General features: G+C 59.6%; 13 protein-coding genes. 3 read left to right on the top strand and 10 right to left on the bottom strand.

What is annotated here, in order from left to right; genetic code table 11:
* Window positions 1–40: 40 nt before the first annotated feature.
* On the top strand, window positions 41–511 hold the full coding sequence (locus G6R20_RS17115; protein WP_228549380.1) for a transposase: 471 nt from the start codon (window positions 41–43) through the stop codon (window positions 509–511).
* 249 nt (window positions 512–760) lie between these two features.
* Window positions 761–1,831: an IS630 family transposase gene (locus G6R20_RS17110; RefSeq protein WP_096905146.1), complete on the top strand. Its 1,071-nt coding sequence runs from the start codon at window positions 761–763 to the stop codon at window positions 1,829–1,831.
* 96 nt (window positions 1,832–1,927) lie between these two features.
* On the opposite strand, the gene G6R20_RS17105 is transcribed toward G6R20_RS17110, so the two are convergent.
* From G6R20_RS17105 to G6R20_RS18550, 10 genes are all read right to left on the bottom strand, one after another.
* Window positions 1,928–3,127, bottom strand: a complete 1,200-nt coding sequence (locus G6R20_RS17105) for a hypothetical protein (RefSeq protein WP_163377119.1) — start codon at window positions 3,125–3,127, stop codon at window positions 1,928–1,930.
* Between the two features lie 109 nt (window positions 3,128–3,236).
* Window positions 3,237–4,364: a glycosyltransferase gene (locus G6R20_RS17100; protein WP_163377118.1), complete on the bottom strand. Its 1,128-nt coding sequence runs from the start codon at window positions 4,362–4,364 to the stop codon at window positions 3,237–3,239.
* 112 nt (window positions 4,365–4,476) lie between these two features.
* Window positions 4,477–5,487 carry a Gfo/Idh/MocA family oxidoreductase gene (locus G6R20_RS17095; RefSeq protein WP_163377117.1) on the bottom strand — a complete coding sequence of 337 codons (1,011 nt, stop codon included), beginning with the start codon at window positions 5,485–5,487 and terminating at the stop codon, window positions 4,477–4,479.
* A gap of 1 nt (window position 5,488) precedes the next feature.
* Window positions 5,489–6,574 (bottom strand): DegT/DnrJ/EryC1/StrS family aminotransferase, encoded by a 1,086-nt coding sequence (locus G6R20_RS17090; protein WP_163377116.1) that lies wholly within the window; start codon window positions 6,572–6,574, stop codon window positions 5,489–5,491.
* 595 nt (window positions 6,575–7,169) lie between these two features.
* Window positions 7,170–8,486 carry a nucleotide sugar dehydrogenase gene (locus G6R20_RS17080; protein ID WP_163377114.1) on the bottom strand — a complete coding sequence of 439 codons (1,317 nt, stop codon included), beginning with the start codon at window positions 8,484–8,486 and terminating at the stop codon, window positions 7,170–7,172.
* Complete coding sequence (locus G6R20_RS17075; RefSeq protein ID WP_275898283.1) at window positions 8,483–10,237, bottom strand: nucleoside-diphosphate sugar epimerase/dehydratase; 1,755 nt, start codon at window positions 10,235–10,237, stop codon at window positions 8,483–8,485. Before G6R20_RS17075 ends, G6R20_RS17080 begins: the two co-directional genes overlap by 4 nt.
* Before the next feature lie 171 nt (window positions 10,238–10,408).
* A complete protein-coding gene (locus tag G6R20_RS17070; protein WP_275898282.1) occupies window positions 10,409–11,998 on the bottom strand; it encodes a polysaccharide biosynthesis tyrosine autokinase in 1,590 nt (529 codons plus the stop codon).
* A gap of 555 nt (window positions 11,999–12,553) precedes the next feature.
* Window positions 12,554–13,651, bottom strand: coding sequence for an IS630 family transposase (locus G6R20_RS17065; RefSeq protein WP_163377122.1), 1,098 nt, complete (start codon window positions 13,649–13,651; stop codon window positions 12,554–12,556).
* A 736-nt stretch (window positions 13,652–14,387) separates the two neighbouring features.
* Window positions 14,388–14,957, bottom strand: a complete 570-nt coding sequence (locus tag G6R20_RS18555; protein WP_240341547.1) for an IS5 family transposase — start codon at window positions 14,955–14,957, stop codon at window positions 14,388–14,390.
* Window positions 14,899–15,219, bottom strand: coding sequence for a transposase (locus G6R20_RS18550; RefSeq protein ID WP_205475942.1), 321 nt, complete (start codon window positions 15,217–15,219; stop codon window positions 14,899–14,901). Before G6R20_RS18550 ends, G6R20_RS18555 begins: the two co-directional genes overlap by 59 nt.
* 202 nt (window positions 15,220–15,421) lie before the next feature.
* On the opposite strand from G6R20_RS18550, the gene G6R20_RS17055 reads away from it, so the two are divergent.
* Window positions 15,422–16,657: an ISL3 family transposase gene (locus G6R20_RS17055; RefSeq protein ID WP_205475939.1), complete on the top strand. Its 1,236-nt coding sequence runs from the start codon at window positions 15,422–15,424 to the stop codon at window positions 16,655–16,657.
* The last annotated feature ends 76 nt before the right edge of the window (window positions 16,658–16,733 follow it).

Below are 16,733 nucleotides of genomic sequence, written 5' to 3'. Positions count from 1 at the left end.
GGGCGGGAGAGTCAGAGGGGTATAAGGGACAGGCCGTAGGTTGCAGCAGCAGATCTGCGGGCACCGCGGACGCAAGGGCGACCCGCTCTACGGGATCCGCACCATCATCCGCTGCGACCCGGCACGGCTGACCGAGCGGCAGTGGCGACGGTTCAATGACGCATTGGCCGCCGACCCCCGGCACGAGGAACTGTTCCTCGCCTGGCAGATCGCCCACGAACTCCGACAGGCCTACCACCATAAAGACCTGCCAGCCGGGCGCAGCGCTGCGGAGAAGATACTCGCGACCTTGCCGTCCTGCCCGATCCCAGAGATCGCCCGCCTCGGCCGCACTCTTCGCAAGTGGAAGGACTCCTTCCTCGCCTACTGGACCACTGACCGATCCAACAATGGTGGAACCGAAGCGATCAACGGCCTCATCGAACTCCACCGGCGCCTGGCCCGCGGCTACCGCAACCGCGACAACTACCGCCTGCGGATGCTCCTCATCGCCGGCGGGCTACGGACCTGACCCCACACTTAGATGCGAAGAGCCGMGAWTSTGCTGAAWCGSMYGMYSYTCMGMCTTSAGAGGCASCARGGCTGCGKAKYCGWCYSACKGYTCGAKCAASGTCSAACKGRSGAAATSSYGATKCGTGCWGSYCRTCAGSYAKTCCRMGGGMAYSGMTCRKCWAYGGGASAWCGCGGTCGTRTGYGAMGTMGTWYKASAGTTGGSTWWGYGMWRKCATSGGGCWTSGCGAATCGAYCTGCSCMGGCATTGATGTTGCGTCCCGGCGATCGCGAGAAGCTTGAGAGAATGACGCGCTCGCAGTCGATGTCGGCAGGCATGGTGCAGCGAGCTCGCATCGTGCTGCTGGCTTCGGAGGGCCGGCGTAATGCGGAGATCGCCGAGTTGGCCGGGGCGTCGCGGCCGAAGGTGAACCTCTGGCGGTCCAGGTACGAGGACAAGGGCATCGGGGGCCTGGCTGATGAGAAGCGTTCTGGTCGGCCGCGCACGATCGATCACGCGGAGATCGTGACGGCGACCTTGATGCCGCCGCCGAAGTCTCTGGGCGTGACCCACTGGTCGTCGCGGCTGCTGGCGTCCCGGTTGAAGGTCTCGGCCTCGACGGTGGTCACGGCGTGGCGTGCCTACGGGATCAAGCCGTGGCGCTCGGAGTCGTTCCGGTTCTCCACCGATCCTGAGCTGGTCGGCAAAGTCACCGACATCTGCGGCCTGTACCTGGCGCCGCCGGAGAACGCGATCGTGTTGTGCGTGGATGAGAAGTCCCAGATCCAGGCACTGGATCGTACTCAGCCGATCTTGCCGATGCAGCCCGGCCTGATCGAGCGGCGCAGCCACGACTACGTCCGGCACGGCACCAGCACCCTGTTCGCGGCGCTGGACATCGCCACCGGTCAGGTCACCGCCGCACTCAAACCGCGTCACCGGAACCAGGAGTTCCTGGCGTTTTTGAAGCAGATCGAGCGGGCGTACCGTCATGTCGTCGATGCCGACGGTCAGCCAGTTGAGCTGCACCTGGTGATGGACAACTACGCCGCCCACAAGCACGCAAACGTCAAGGCCTGGCTGGCCGAAAATCCCCGGTTCAAGGTCCACTTCACACCCACCCACGCGTCGTGGATGAACCTGGTCGAGGTGTGGTTCGGCATCGTCGAACGCCAGGCCATCCGCCGTGGGATCTTTACATCCGTCAAGGACCTCAACGCGAAGATCCGCGCCTTCATCGACGGCTGGAACCACCGATCCCACCCCTTCGTCTGGACGAAAACCGCCGACGAAGTCCTCAAGAAAGCCAACCGTAAGAAGACTTCAAATGCGGACCACTAGCTGTGAGTTCTTCGACAAGGGCTTACACAGAAAATTAGACCCCAGCAGTTCGGTGCATTCCCAGCGTGGCCCTCTGGCCGCGTCGGAGATGACCAGCTAGTGATCATTGACGACGCGGGCCAAACCGTCCGAAGGCGTTCCCTGCTGGCCACCCCTCTTTGCTCGGCGATTATCCCATGCGATACCGATCAGAGGTAACAAAGGAACCAAAGCCATGATTCTTAGCCGAGCTAGGGTGCCGTAATTAGTAATAGAGAACGCCAACGCTATCATTATTGCCGCCGATACGAAAACAAGGACCCCTGCACCCCGAGGACGCTTATGTATCGCCGCCAACGCCGGAGCTAGCAAAATTATCCAAAAAAGCCACTCGCCGGCAGCCACCGGCCCGAGCCCAATTATCTCCCATGGAAAAGGTCCAACTAGCACACGCAAAAGGCTGACAGGGAAAGTCAACAGCTGTGAACCTAGCCCGTCACCACCACCGGTCGAGAAACCAGTCGTCGCAGCGGATAGTTCTGCGCGCGACATATCGAGCCTCTCTGGATCTAGAAGCTTGCTCTCGTCCAAATATCCGAGCACGAAGGGTGCGACAAACAAGGCGGCAACTACCGCCGCGATTTTTATACCAACGGTCATCGTCCGTGACAGGACTATAAATAGGAGCATTGACACACCTAACGCGACGCCCACGCTCGCGCGGAAACTGAACAAAACGGCCATTGACGCGGCCAGTCCAGTGGCACCGGCCCACGGATACGGGGCGCGATTGGTAAGACGTAAAGCGCAGTAGGTAATCGTCGCAATCGCCAGCCAAGTAATCGCCTCGCGTAACAACAAACTGCTCCACAGAGTAAACTGCGGAAGGAGCGCACAAGCAGAAGCCAAAACACGGGCGGTCTGCGTTAAGCGCAACAGAGACGAGGTCTGATAAACAACGACAGAAAGGAGAGTAACCGCAGCAACATTAATCGCCAACCCAGCAAAAGGGTGCGGACCTACGATGCGGTACAATTGTTCCAATAGAATGGGCCAGCCTTCTTTGCCCAAGAAAACAGAGGCAGCCGGACGCTCAATTCCGAACTGCAGGGCGACTACCGACGCTTTAGCCTCCAGATGGTAAAAACCGGCGTCGAGTGTTACGCCGTTCCGCTGTAGCGATAGCCATGCGTAAAGCAACCTAACCACCGCGGACGACGCCAAAACGACCTTGAACCAAGTCGGCATTGCGGTAATTGCGATGATTATTGTCACCGCCAGGACTAGGGCGATTACGAAGGCGAGCAGGAGGCCCACGGGTAGTCCTTTCCAGAATGAACACGGTCATCTACATAGACGAACGAATGTGCACTCACCCACCACCGTTCGCCCTCCCCAAGAATCGCGTACAACCAGTTACCGTAAGCTACGGTCGATTGAAGGTGCCGACTCGGTGAGCCTTCTTCTCGGCAGCCGCGAAGGCCTCGTACAACACACATGATCCGCGTTCCCATGCGAACCAATCCTTCGCTTGATTCGCAGCGGCTGTCATTTCTTCCAGCCTCTGAGTTTCGTCCGTCATCAAGCTCTTCACAGCTAACGCCAACGCTTTCGGATCCCCTGGTTCAATTACCAGCCCCGCGCCTGTCTGAGAGATGATCTCCGACTGGCCCGGGAGCGCAGAGACGATGACCGGAGTGCCGTAGCTTATACTCTCCATAACTTTGAAAGGCGTAACCCCGTTCTTCGTGGCGTCTACTCGGTCCTGGATAGACAAAGTAATGGCTGCCCGAGACATGTATTCTTTAACTCCGGACGGGCCGGTTTTTCCTACATATTCTATGTGGGCGTTAGTAGCCGCGGCTTGCCTAACGGCTTCCGAAAGCGCTCCGTCACCAACAAATATCAGCCGAACACCTTTGGGCCAGCGGGGATCCTGGGCCGCCTCAATCATAACTGGAATTCCTTGCCAACTGGCAAAATTACCGACGAACAAGACATATTTCGAGTCACTTTCCTGGCAGGCCGCACCATCCAGTTGGCCTCCTTGCCCTTCGCCGTTCGAATCCCCCTCGCCGACAGCGGAGAATCCGTTAGGCACGACAAAATTAGCGGTAATCCCGTGGGTTTCATGGGACGTAACGCCCACTCCGACGTGCGGGACGATGACGACGTTTGCCCAGTATGCCTCCAACTTGATTAGCAAATCAATCAGCGGCTTAAGCTTCTCTCGCCTAACACTCTTAGCGTAGATCGAGTCAGGAATACCTTGCAGTGAGATTACGGTTGGCACACCCTTCAATTTCAACCAGCCCACGTGAAAAGCCAATAGGGGATGGAATCTTATGAAGGCAATGTCGCAGCGTTCCAGTACAACCCCGCGAGTAACAGTCGCCAGCCTCCGTAAGAAAGCCCCTTTGTTCGAACTGACCCTCCTCGGCACAAACCGCTCTTGAGCGATTGCGCTGATTCGCTTCTCCGTCCCTGTAATGTGCTGAGACGCGGCGGTCCCCGGCGCAACTGATTCCAACGAAACCACAAGGACAGTTTTCAACGTACTTCCTTCCGATAGCCCACTTTCGGCTTAACTCCGTAACGCTAGCGAACGTCGCACTTGTTACTGACCTTGCACGCTGGCCCAGTGCTTCGACAGTACCTTCGCGGGCTTAACTCTGGCCGGCAGGAATCACTGGAACGGTAACCGTCTCCTCTCGCACAGATGATTCGATGCAAGCTTCCGCCACGGCCAGGGTCTGTGCACCTTGTTGAAACGTGACAATCGAACTAGTCTTACCAAGGAGACTATCCCTGAAGACCTCGTGCTCGACTACTAGCGGTTCTGGCTTAGCGAAAGCAAACCGGGTTACGTTTCCCTCGCTCACACCACGAAAGCGGGATACGTTGTCCCAAGTTGTTGCTACCTCTCCATTTTCATAAAATGTCAAATCCGCGGTAAGGGTGTCCGCGATGAAAGCGCCCCGTTCGCCCGTTATCACGGTGGTTCTTTCCTTGAAAGGCGACAGCCAATTCACTTGGTGCGTCGCGACAGTACCTTCCGACAGTCGCCCAACTACGGTCACCAAATCCTCGTGCTCTCTCCCCGACTTGAAGGCAGTTTGCGCGGACACGCTCTTGTAACTTTGCTGAGTGACCCAAGCGGTAAGATCGAAGTCGTGTGTCCCCAGATCTTTGACGACGCCTACATCTGCTATTCGCCCAGGGAACGGTCCCTGGCGGCGTGTCGCGACCTGGTGTATGTCGCCAAGATCGCCAGCTTCAATCCTTGCTCTGGCTTCCTGTAAGGCAGCGTTATAGCGCTCGATATGCCCGACGCCGCCTATGAGTCCGTTCGCGTCGTAGATATCGACGAGTCGGCTCGCCGCTTCTGAGCTGTGTGCCAACGGTTTTTCAACGAGCGCGTGTACCCCTGCCTCTGCCAGTTTAAGTACGACGTCTAGATGAAACCTGGTAGGTACCGCAACGACGCAGTAGTCGATCCCCTGTTCAATCAAGGTGTCCACCGATGAAAGCACCGGGACACCACCAACAGCGCCAAAGCGATCACCTTCAGTGTCCGCGACAGCAACCAGGTCGACTCCGTCCAGGGACGAGAGCACCCTAGCGTGGTGTCGCCCCATCATTCCGAGGCCTACGAGGCCCGCCCTAAGTTTGCTCATTTCAGCTACCTGCCCGTGCGAGTGAATTGACAGCCTCAACGATCCGGTCGAGCTCGGACGCACCAATGGAGGGGTGCACAGGGAGAGATAAACACTCGTTAGCCGCTCTGTCTGTCTCCGGAAGTTCGGCCTCTACAGCGAACGTCTCAAGCCTGTGACTAGGCACTGGGTAGAACATGCCCGAGCCCACGCCGTACTCGTTCTTCAAGGCCGAAGAGAAACCGTCGCGGTCTTCCGGAACGCGAACGGTGTATTGGTGATAAACGTGCCGAGCACCGTCCGCCACCGGTGGCACTGTCACACCTTCGAGGCGCGCATCAAGTTGCGCGGCATTCGAGCGACGGGTCTCCGTCCAACCGTCAACCTTTGAGAGCTGGACCCGCCCGATGGCAGCGTGAATATCTGTCATTCGGTTGTTCAGACCAACAATTTCGTTGTGGTATTGCTTCTCCATGCCCTGGTTACGAAGAAGGCGAAGCTGGCGCGCAGTTTCAGCGTCCGCCGCTGACACCATACCTCCCTCGCCGGAAGTCATGTTCTTGGTCGGGTAAAGCGAGAACATTCCGAACCGCCCGAAAGCGCCGACCGGATTCCCATGAAGAGCCGCTCCGTGCGCTTGAGCAGCATCTTCGAATACCTCTAAACCGCGGGACTCGGCGAGCTGAAGAATAGCCGGCATGTCCGCAGGGTGGCCATAGAGGTGAACCGGCATGATTGCACGCGTTCGGTCGGTGATAGCGGCCTCGGCAGCTTCTGGGGACAAGCAGAACGAATCCGGGTCAATGTCGGCGAAAACCGGTGTCGCGCCAGTGAGAGCGACAGAATTGGCGGTCGCCGCAAAGGTGAACGAGGGAACAATTACCTCATCGCCGGGGCCGATTCCGCAGGCTAGCAACCCCAAGTGGAGGCCAGACGTGCCTGAGTTCACAGCTACGCACTCTCGGCCGAGACTAAAGTGGGACGAGAATTCTCTTTCGAAGGCACTAACTTCCGGCCCCTGCGCTATTAGACCGCTTCGCAACACGCGGTCGACCGCTTCGCGCTCTTCATCGCCTATGATAGGCCTAGCCGGCGGGATAAAGACCATTACACGTCCTCCTCAGTTAGTAAAGCACCGGATTCTTTGTACCGCGCTCCGGTCTTCGGACAGATCCACAGACCCTGACCGGCATTTTCGAGCGGCAACCCTGCTCGACCAACCCAACGAATACGCCGAGCGGGCACCCCTGCGACAAGGGCAAAATCCGGGACGTCTTTTGTTACAACTGAGCCTGCCGCGACCATCGACCACCGTCCGACGGTCACTGGCGCGATGCAGACTGCGCGAGCCCCGATAGAGGCCCCTGTGCGACAGATGACCCCTACTGCCTCCCAGTCCTCTCCTCGCTTGAGCGATCCGTCTGGCGAGATTGCGCGCGGATAATGATCATTAGTGAACACCGCAGCTGGGCCAACGAACACTCCTTCTTCGAGCAAGGCAGGTTCGTAGACAAGGGCGAAATTTTGAAGTTTGCAGTTATCGCCCAGCCTGACGCCCTTTCCTACATAGGCGCCGCGTCCCACAATGCAGTTCCTGCCGACTTGCGCGTCTTCACGAATTTGCGCAAGGTGCCACACTGACGACCCGTCGCCGATAACTGCGGTCTCTGCGACGTCTGCAGATTCAATGACTCTTACTGACATCAGTCATCAACTCCTTCAGACGCGCTTCCCACCACGAGGAAAGAAGCTCCACCGAAGTTTGTGGGATTCAGAATACGTCGTCCGTCGACGATCACCGACACTCCTGGCAGGTCAGCGGTATCCAACTCTCGATACGAGTCGTGGTCGGCCTGAAGCATGGCTACATCCACGGGCTCCCCGAGGGTGTGCGGATCCCAGCCGAAAGCGCGAAGCTCGTCGTCCGTATACAGAGGATCATGAACAGAGACCTTTGCGCCGGCCTCGCTGAGAGCGTCGACGGTAGCAAAAACGCCCGAGAATGCCGTCTCCTTAACACCTCCCCGGTAAGCCGCCCCGAGGACCACCGCGCGACGACCCTCTAGCGACCCGCCCGCGGCCGCGACAGCGAGTCCGACGGAATACTTCGGCATTTTCTCGTTCATCTCGCGTGCGGCTCGTACGATTGTTGCGTCCGGATCATTCCACAGATAGAGCCTGGGATATATAGGTATACAATGCCCGCCTACCGCAATACCCGGCCGATGAATGTGACTAAACGGCTGTGAATTACTCGCCTCGATAACCTGGTACACATCGATACCATTATTGGCCGCAAAAACGCCGAATTGATTAGCCAATGCAATGTTAACGTCACGATAGGTTGTTTCCGCTAGCTTGGCCATCTCGGCGGCTTCGGCCGAGCCTAAATCCCACACCCCGTTTCGTCGTTCGAGGTCGCGACGATCTTCGAACTGAAGAACCTGCTCGTAAAACCCCTGAGCGCGTTGCGCACCCTCCCGTGATAGTCCGCCAAGCAGCTTGGGATATCTGCGCAAATCCTCGAACACCCGGCCGGTCAGCACCCGCTCGGGCGAAAAGACCAGGTGGAAGTCTCTGCCCTCCGTCAAGCCCGATTCTTGCTCAAGCCTCGGCTTCCAGCGATTGCGGGTTGTGCCGACTGGGAGGGTGGTCTCATATATAACAAGAGTAGCTTGTTCACGCCGGAGCCCGCGAGCAACGTCGCTGGTTGCGGCGTCCATCCATCGAAAGTCGGGTCGCGCCTGCTTATCGACGAATAGCGGCACGACAACCACGACTACTTCGCTTTTGGAAACGGCATCAGCTGTGTCCGTCTGTGCGAGCAGTAGCCCTTCAGATACAACCCTGGGCAGATAGTCGGCTAGATGCGCCTCACCAGGGAAAGGCTCTTTACCAGCGTTTACGAGGTCGACTACCGTTTCGTCTATATCGGTTCCGATTACCATGTGGCCAGACCTGGCGAACTGCACAGCTAACGGCAGACCGATCTTACCGAGTCCGACAACCGTGATGTTCAAAGGCACTTCTTCTCGCTCTCAGTAAAAATGGATGCATTAGGCAGATATGCATGCCGGCCGAGCCAATTCTTCGCGCTTTCGTGCTCCGCGATCGCGTCGATCGCGTTCCGATCGATCTGTAGGGGAGGAACGCGGACCTCTGATAGTGACTTGTGTCTAGTACTGACTAACGGCTCCTCTGTATCGTCAAATAATTCTTCGGACAGCTTCTCATTGTCCCGAAGACCGGTATAGACTATTTCTATTTTTTTTCCGGACTGTTCGATTAACGTCCGGGCCACATCTGCGATCTTCACTGGTTCGCCCATGTCTAAGACAAGGGTATCGCCGCTGGACCCGACCACGGCCGCTTGGAGGACTAACTGGCATGCCTCCGGAATAGTCATAAAGAAGCGATTGACTTCGGGATCTGTCACTGTGACGGGGCCGCCATCTTTGATTTGCTTTTCAAAGACTGTTAGCACAGAACCGCGTGAACCAAGTACATTCCCGAAACGGACAGAAACGAACTTCGCGTTTTTGTTCTCAGCAGCGCTCCCCGCAGTCAGCCTCTCTGCAATTCGCTTGCTCGTGCCCAGTGCTGAGCTCGGGTTGGCGGCCTTGTCGGTCGAGATGTTCACAAAGGTCTCTACGCCGCTCATCGACGCTGCCTCGAGAAGATTGAGAGTGCCGAGTACATTGGTTTTGAGCGCTTCTAGTGGGTAGTGCTCAAGCAGCGGCATATGTTTAAGCGCTGCTGCGTGGAAAACCAACTCGGGCTTTCGTTCAGCAAAAATTTCCAACATCGAGGCGCGATCGCGAATCGAGGCGAGTATCGTGTCGTCGCCATCTAACATTGCCTGGTCGTGGATGGAAAGCTGCACCGCATGCAATCCCGATTCGTCTCGATCGAGCATCATGAGCTCGGCAGGCCGGAAACGGCTAATTTGTCGGCATAACTCTGACCCGATGGATCCTCCCGCGCCGGTCACCATAATTCGTTTGCCGCGAAGGTAATCGGCTATCTGGGTTTGGTTGAGACTAGCCGGTTTCCGACCTAGGAGGTCGTTTACGTTGATTTCTCGCAGTTCGTCAGCCGCAATCCTTCCGCGCATCATGTTGTCGAGTGGTGGCAATACCAGAACTCGGAGGCCCGCTTCCTCGGCACGGTCGCGAATCGCTACCAGTTGGTCACCGGGCAAACTCGGGACGGCAATCAGCAAAGTGGAGGCCCCAGTACTCTTTGCTAGTTCCTCAAGTCTTTCCCTCCCACCAAAGACCTTTACCCCTTCGATCACCATCTGGCGCTTACCGGGATCGTCATCCAAAATCCCGACCGGGTTAAACTGGGAGCCTTCAGAACGGCGAAGCTGCCTGACAAGCTGAAGTCCACCATCGCCGGCGCCGAACACCAGAGCCCGCTCGGCGTCTTTTGCCACGCCCGCGCCGAACAGCCTCTTCCTCCGAACTAGCGATCGGAGGACCAACGCTGAGAGAATCGTGAAGGCGCCGGCAACAAAAGGGGTCGAGCGTGGAACTCGTTCGTAGCTGCCCCCAATTATGTGCCCGAGGAAAACGATCATCGTAGCCGCAGCGAAGACAAACGTCACCACGCTAGACTCGAGAACGCTACCGGGCACATACCGGCCTCGGTATAACCCGGTGAACCAACCCAGACCCCATGTAAGCACTATTAGAGCGAAGAGTACGGCATATAAGCGCGCCGTTCCGAGGGAAAGTCCAAGTTGGTCAACTGAGAAGTCGAACCGCATCCACAATGCGACGACCAGCATCACGGCCCATAGGACCGCATCGACTACGATCCATTGTGACGCCCCAGACCAAGATTTCCGAAGTGGAACTCTCTGGTCCTCGACTCGAGCGCTGCGTATCATCCTCGGCCCTCTCTGAGGTTATGCATGTTCTGCATCGACCCCAGCAACCTATGCCCCGCCCGCGTCCGAGGGCTTCTTAGGCGAATAGTAGTAGGAGTCGTAGTATCCGGCGGCACCTTTTTTAACTGGCTTGTTTGCTACCGACACGAAGCCGAGCAGGGTCGCATCTGCCTTCTCCAAGTTACCCACAGCCTGGGCGACTTGATCACCGGTAGTCCTGTGCGTGCGGACGACAAGCAGGGCGCCGTCAGTGAGCCGGGCGAGAAGCGCACCGTCCGTGACGGGGAGCAACGGCGGCGAGTCGATGATTACGTAATCGTACTTGCGGCGCAAATCCTCGATAAGTTGCCGCGCTACTTCGGAGGCGAGGAGTTCAGAAGGATTCGGAGGTAGAGGCCCACACGCCAACAGATCGACACCATCGTGACGTGTCTCCTGCACCACATCCGCGAATTGGGCCTGGCCGGAAAGGACATTGGTCAAACCGACGTTATCCGGCATCGACATGTAAGAGACCACTAGTGGCCGTCGAAGGTCCGCTTCAATAAGAAGCACTTTGTTGCCGGCTTCGGCGAGCGCGAGTGTAAGGTTAATCGCCGTCTCGGTCTTTCCCTCCGCCGCTACAGAGGAAGTTAAAACCAACACCCGCGGAGGGTTGTCCACATTTAGGAACTGCAAGTTGGTGCGAAGACGCCGGAAGGATTCTGCCGCCGGGGAATGTCCTGCCCGGAAGGGAACAATGTGCTCTGCGCCCGGTTCCTTGTCTTCGGCTTTACGGTACGGAATCGAACCAACGACGGGCTTTCCAGTGATCGCCTCCAGTTGCTCCTCAGATTTGACTCGTCGATCCAAAGTAGCGGTGAGGAGAACCAACCCGATCCCAGCAAGTAGGCCTACTACAAGTCCAATTGCAATGTTCTGCTCGGTCCGTGGCGAAACAGGCGAGGTTGGAAGCGCGGGCGGATTGACCACTGTTAGCTTCGCCAGTGCTGGGCCGCCACCGTCAGGGGTTTCGAGTTCGTTAACAGCGGCAGGAAGAACCTGGCCGAATCCCCTCGCTACTCTCAGCGCTCGCTCGGGATCCGAATCCGACACAGCAACGTTGAGTAGTACGGTCTGGCCGTCTGCTGAGGCGGTTGTTTTGCTCGCCACTTCACTAGCGGATAGGTCAACCCCAGAGGCGTCGACGACTTCCTGAGTGATGTTTGTACTTGTAGCCAGCGCTGCGTACGACTGCACCCGTTGTTGGGCGCCCAAGGTCCCCTGGTACGCGGCGCTGGCTGAGTCCCCTCCCGCAACAGTGGCATAGAACTGCAACTTCGTCTGGTAGGTGGGAGCGGCAAGTAGGCTTGCACCCAGCGCCAGAACTCCCCCGACGAGCGTGGTCGCCACGATGATGGTCCAGCGGGCTCGGAGCACGGACATCAGATCCCGCAAATCCACTCCAGGGTCCTTTCCTAGGGACGGTCTCAGACGCGACCTAGTTCGATTGAGGAGAACAGGGTCGCGTGTTGACGGTACTTTGTTGAGGCAAGCCTCCACACCTTCGTTCAGCAGGATGAGCCTAGCTTCACATTGCTTGACGTCGGGAGCCGCTCTCCAAATTTGCTCGACGTTGGGCGCCTGCGCAACCTTCATAGTGTGGGCCAAGAATATGCCACTGTCGAATGCTCTTGGGTCTGCTCCAAAATCTGTCGTTGCAGCGGGGGGGCAGAAGCCACCTTGACACCGACCTCAAACTCTGAGTCATTGTTGATTGCCCCCCGGGCTTCAACTCATAAGTGGTGGTAGCAGGCAAAGGCGGCGGGAAAACTCGCCGGATTCCTCGCCGGAGGGGCACCTACAGACCGCGTCCTCCTTTTGCTCGCGCCGCCAGTTGACTGACGGCGCTCGTCCAGTCGAAGCTCATTTTCGGCGGCGAAACTCTGATCTCCCGGGCCTGACCAAGGGGTCTTGTCGACTCCTTCGGTCCCAATGCTGACCCCACAGGACCTGAAGGCGGACGACCATACCGCCCTCGAATGGGGGTGGCGGTCCTCTTTAGCGGGCAGCCTACTGCGGCCAAGTGCCGCGAGTCTGGCGAATTCTTGAGTAGATTTTCGGAACGCACCTCTCTGGAGTTGACAGTTTCCGACCCGCGGCGTCCACTCAACTCTCTCCGATTGTGGTTCGCCAAGGAATTCGAATCTTCGGCTAGTGGTCCGCATTTGAAGTCTTCTTACGGTTGGCTTTCTTGAGGACTTCGTCGGCGGTTTTCGTCCAGACGAAGGGGTGGGATCGGTGGTTCCAGCCGTCGATGAAGGCGCGGATCTTCGCGTTGAGGTCCTTGACGGATGTAAAGATCCCACGGCGGATGGCCTGGCGTTCGACGATGCCGAACCACACCTCGACCAGGTTCATCCACGACGCGTGGGTGGGTGTGAAGTGGACCTTGAACCGGGGATTTTCGGCCAGCCAGGCCTTGACGTTTGCGTGCTTGTGGGCGGGGAAGTTGTCCATCACCAGGGGCAGCTCAACTGGCTGACCGTCGGCATCGACGACATGACGGTACGCCCGCTCGATCTGCTTCAAAAACGCCAGGAACTCCTGGTTCCGGTGACGCGGTTTGAGTGCGGCGGTGACCTGACCGGTGGCGATGTCCAGCGCCGCGAACAGGGTGCTGGTGCCGTGCCGGACGTAGTCGTGGCTGCGCCGCTCGATCAGGCCGGGCTGCATCGGCAAGATCGGCTGAGTACGATCCAGTGCCTGGATCTGGGACTTCTCATCCACGCACAACACGATCGCGTTCTCCGGCGGCGCCAGGTACAGGCCGCAGATGTCGGTGACTTTGCCGACCAGCTCAGGATCGGTGGAGAACCGGAACGACTCCGAGCGCCACGGCTTGATCCCGTAGGCACGCCACGCCGTGACCACCGTCGAGGCCGAGACCTTCAACCGGGACGCCAGCAGCCGCGACGACCAGTGGGTCACGCCCAGAGACTTCGGCGGCGGCATCAAGGTCGCCGTCACGATCTCCGCGTGATCGATCGTGCGCGGCCGACCAGAACGCTTCTCATCAGCCAGGCCCCCGATGCCCTTGTCCTCGTACCTGGACCGCCAGAGGTTCACCTTCGGCCGCGACGCCCCGGCCAACTCGGCGATCTCCGCATTACGCCGGCCCTCCGAAGCCAGCAGCACGATGCGAGCTCGCTGCACCATGCCTGCCGACATCGACTGCGAGCGCGTCATTCTCTCAAGCTTCTCGCGATCGCCGGGACGCAACATCAATGCCGGGGCAGGTCGATTCGCCATGCCCCATGATTTCACAAACCCAACTGTAAAACTACTTCACACGCACGACACTAGTTCTCTTAAGTAGCCGCCCATCATTAGGCCATGGTTCACCGGGTTCGGGGGTGCTCTGGGTATACGAGAACTTTCCCACGCCGAGGGCTCTCGAACCGGAATTTTGCGCCGTGTCTTGCGCGTAGGTTTGGCACGAACCGGGCACGCAAGCGAAGCCCGTAGCGCCACTAGTCACGGCGGGAGCCCAACCGTCGAAGGCTCCGCCGCACGCGGGACGACGGTCTGCGGGCGCAGGGTGATCGTCGACGACATCAACACCGACTTCGCCGCCGTGCGGCTCTGCGCCGTGTTCTCAGGGCCGCGGATCTGAAATAAAAGGGAACCTGTGGCCGAAAGTTCCGACCCGTTTGTTCGCCGCCTGATCGTCCTGCGTTTCGAAGACGGTTCGCGCAAGATTCATTTCGCCGCTGCGATGGACGTGTCGCGCAAGTGCGTGCGCACCCGCGCCGGTCAGTACCTGGCCGAAGGCAATGCAAGGCCGCGTGGCCGGTCGTGCCGCTCGCTCGTCATGCCCAATAGGACTGCCGACGAGGCTGAGCAGAATGTCCTGACCGCCCGTGCGGAAGACCGTCAGGGCCCAGACATACTTGGACGACACTCGGGGGGGGCGCCCGCAGGAGTTCGCGTACTCCAAAACCACTGCAGTGCAGCCGCCTGCCACCAACCTGAGGCGCGCGCACAGCTAGGGCGTGTCTCCCAATTGGCGTAGCCAGGTGAGAATTGCACAGAGGGTGACGGCGGCGCGGTAGGTGATCGCGAGTTTGTCGTAGCGGGTGGCCAGCGCTCGCCATTGCTTGGCCAGAGCGAAGGAACGTTCAACGACGTTTCGGTCTTTGTAGAGGCCAGTGTCGAGTTTCGGGGGTCGGCCACCGCGGCTGCCGCGGCGTTCGCGAGCGGCGATGGTGTCGCTTTTCTCCGGGATGACAGCGGCGATACCGCGACTGCGGAGCTGGCGGCGGATCGTGCCRGACGAGTAGGCCTTGTCTGCGATCACCGCGTCGGGGCGGGTGCGGGGTCGGCCCTTGCCGTGGCGTGGGACGTGGATGTCGGCCARGACTTCGGCCAGCATCGCGCCGYCGTTTCGTTGCCCACCGGTGATCACGTTCGCCAGCGGTCGGCCGCGGCCRTCGACRGCACTGTGAATCTTGGTGGTCAGCCCTCCTCGCGAGCGACCGATGCCRTGACCTGCGGGTTCACAGTCCCGGAAGGGCCGGTTCTTGTGATTCGACCCTGCCCCCTGTGTCCTGCTCAGGGCGCGTTGTATTTGTGCCGTGCTGATGAGCGCGGCAGATGGTGGCGTCGACCGAGACGTTCCAGTCGATCTTTCCGGCTGCGTCGGCATCGGCCAGGATCACGTGCAGGATGCGATCCCAGGTCCCGTCCCGGGCGTAGCGGGCGTGACGCTTCCACACGGTCTGCCACGCACCGAACTCCTCGCGGGGTAGGTCCCGCCAGGGAATACCTGCTCGGTAGCGGTAGATGATCCCCTCGACGACTTTGCGGGCTCTTCGCATCTGAGTGTGGGTGAGGGCGACACGCCGGTGAAGCAGTAGGGAGCAAGAGGGTCGAGGCCCTGAAGGATTGGAAGTACCTCTACACCCAATCCCGAAGGGGCCTCGACCCATGTCTGAGCCTATCGGGTGCTGCCGGCCTGCCGCTGGCGCCGCACCTTCGTCTCGTTGTTCCCGCTGCGATGTTCTCGTCGGTCTCGATGACGTGTACGTCCTTGATGCGCGCATGGTCGACGAGCACCTGGAGGTGACCGTCGAGTCCGAGCCTGGGCCTGTCGGGTGCCCCGACTGCGGCGCCGTCGGAGTAGGCCATGGCCGGCAGGTAGTGCGTCTGGTCGACATCCCCTCGTTCGGTCGCCCCGTCACGATCATCTGGCGCAAGCGCCGCTTCCTGTGCCCGGGAGCGGCGTGCGAACGCTGCACCTTCGTCGAACATCTTCCCGGCCTGGCCTCGCCGCGGCACGCCACCACGACCCGCGTAGTGGAGTGGGCGGTACAGCAGCTGCGACGAGAGCACGCCACCGTCAACGGACTGGCCCGCCAGCTCGGCACCGCGTGGCACACCGTGTGGACGCCGGTCAAGGCCGTGCTGCAGTCGCTCGCCGATGATCCGGACCGCTTCGACGGCGTCCTCACCCTCGGAGTCGATGAACACATCTGGCACCACGTCTCCCGCCGCAAACGCGGGCCGAAAGAACTGACCGGGATGGTCGACCTCACCCGCGATCGGGACGGAAAGGTGCAGGCCAGACTGCTGGATCTCGTGCCAGGCCGCTCCGGGGCAGTGCTGGCCGACTGGCTCACCGGACGCGGTGAGGGCTTCACCAGCGGTGTCGAGATCGCCGCCTTGGATCCGTTCCACGGCTACAAGCGGGCCATCGATGACGAACTCGAGGACGCCACCGCGGTGCTCGACGCTTTCCATGTCGTCAAGCTCGCTCTCGGTGCCGTGGACGAGGTCCGCCGTAGGTTGCAGCAGCAGATCTGCGGGCACCGCGGACGCAAGGGCGACCCGCTCTACGGGATCCGCACCATCATCCGCTGCGACCCGGCACGGCTGACCGAGCGGCAGTGGCGACGGTTCAATGACGCATTGGCCGCCGACCCCCGGCACGAGGAACTGTTCCTCGCCTGGCAGATCGCCCACGAACTCCGACAGGCCTACCACCATAAAGACCTGCCAGCCGGGCGCAGCGCTGCGGAGAAGATACTCGCGACCTTGCCGTCCTGCCCGATCCCAGAGATCGCCCGCCTCGGCCGCACTCTTCGCAAGTGGAAGGACTCCTTCCTCGCCTACTGGACCACTGACCGATCCAACAATGGTGGAACCGAAGCGATCAACGGCCTCATCGAACTCCACCGGCGCCTGGCCCGCGGCTACCGCAACCGCGACAACTACCGCCTGCGGATGCTCCTCATCGCCGGCGGGCTACGGACCTGACCCCACACTTAGATGCGAAGAGCCAGTAATCCCGCCCCGCACCGCGCCGCAGACCCGTCCGATCGGATCGACGCAA

Origin of the sequence: Dietzia sp. Alg238-R159, assembly GCF_900537145.1 — a bacterium.
In the GTDB taxonomy this organism is placed as follows: Bacteria; Actinomycetota; Actinomycetes; order Mycobacteriales; family Mycobacteriaceae; genus Dietzia; species Dietzia kunjamensis.
The sequence above is the reverse complement of the archived record's forward strand: the minus strand, read 5'-3'. Positions and strand labels throughout refer to the sequence as shown.

Bases quoted from the DNA above. Each gene is read 5' to 3' on its own strand.
- G6R20_RS17075 (WP_275898283.1), bottom strand. From the start codon at position 10,237: ATGCGGTTCGACTTCTCAGTTGACCAACTTGGACTTTCCCTCGGAACG.
- G6R20_RS17065 (WP_163377122.1), bottom strand. From the start codon at position 13,651: ATGGCGAATCGACCTGCCCCGGCATTGATGTTGCGTCCCGGCGATCGC.
- G6R20_RS17090 (WP_163377116.1), bottom strand. From the start codon at position 6,574: ATGGTCTTTATCCCGCCGGCTAGGCCTATCATAGGCGATGAAGAGCGC.
- G6R20_RS17070 (WP_275898282.1), bottom strand. From the start codon at position 11,998: ATGAAGGTTGCGCAGGCGCCCAACGTCGAGCAAATTTGGAGAGCGGCT.
- G6R20_RS18550 (WP_205475942.1), bottom strand. From the start codon at position 15,219: ATGCGAAGAGCCCGCAAAGTCGTCGAGGGGATCATCTACCGCTACCGA.
- G6R20_RS17110 (WP_096905146.1), top strand. From the start codon at position 761: ATGTTGCGTCCCGGCGATCGCGAGAAGCTTGAGAGAATGACGCGCTCG.
- G6R20_RS17095 (WP_163377117.1), bottom strand. From the start codon at position 5,487: ATGAGCAAACTTAGGGCGGGCCTCGTAGGCCTCGGAATGATGGGGCGA.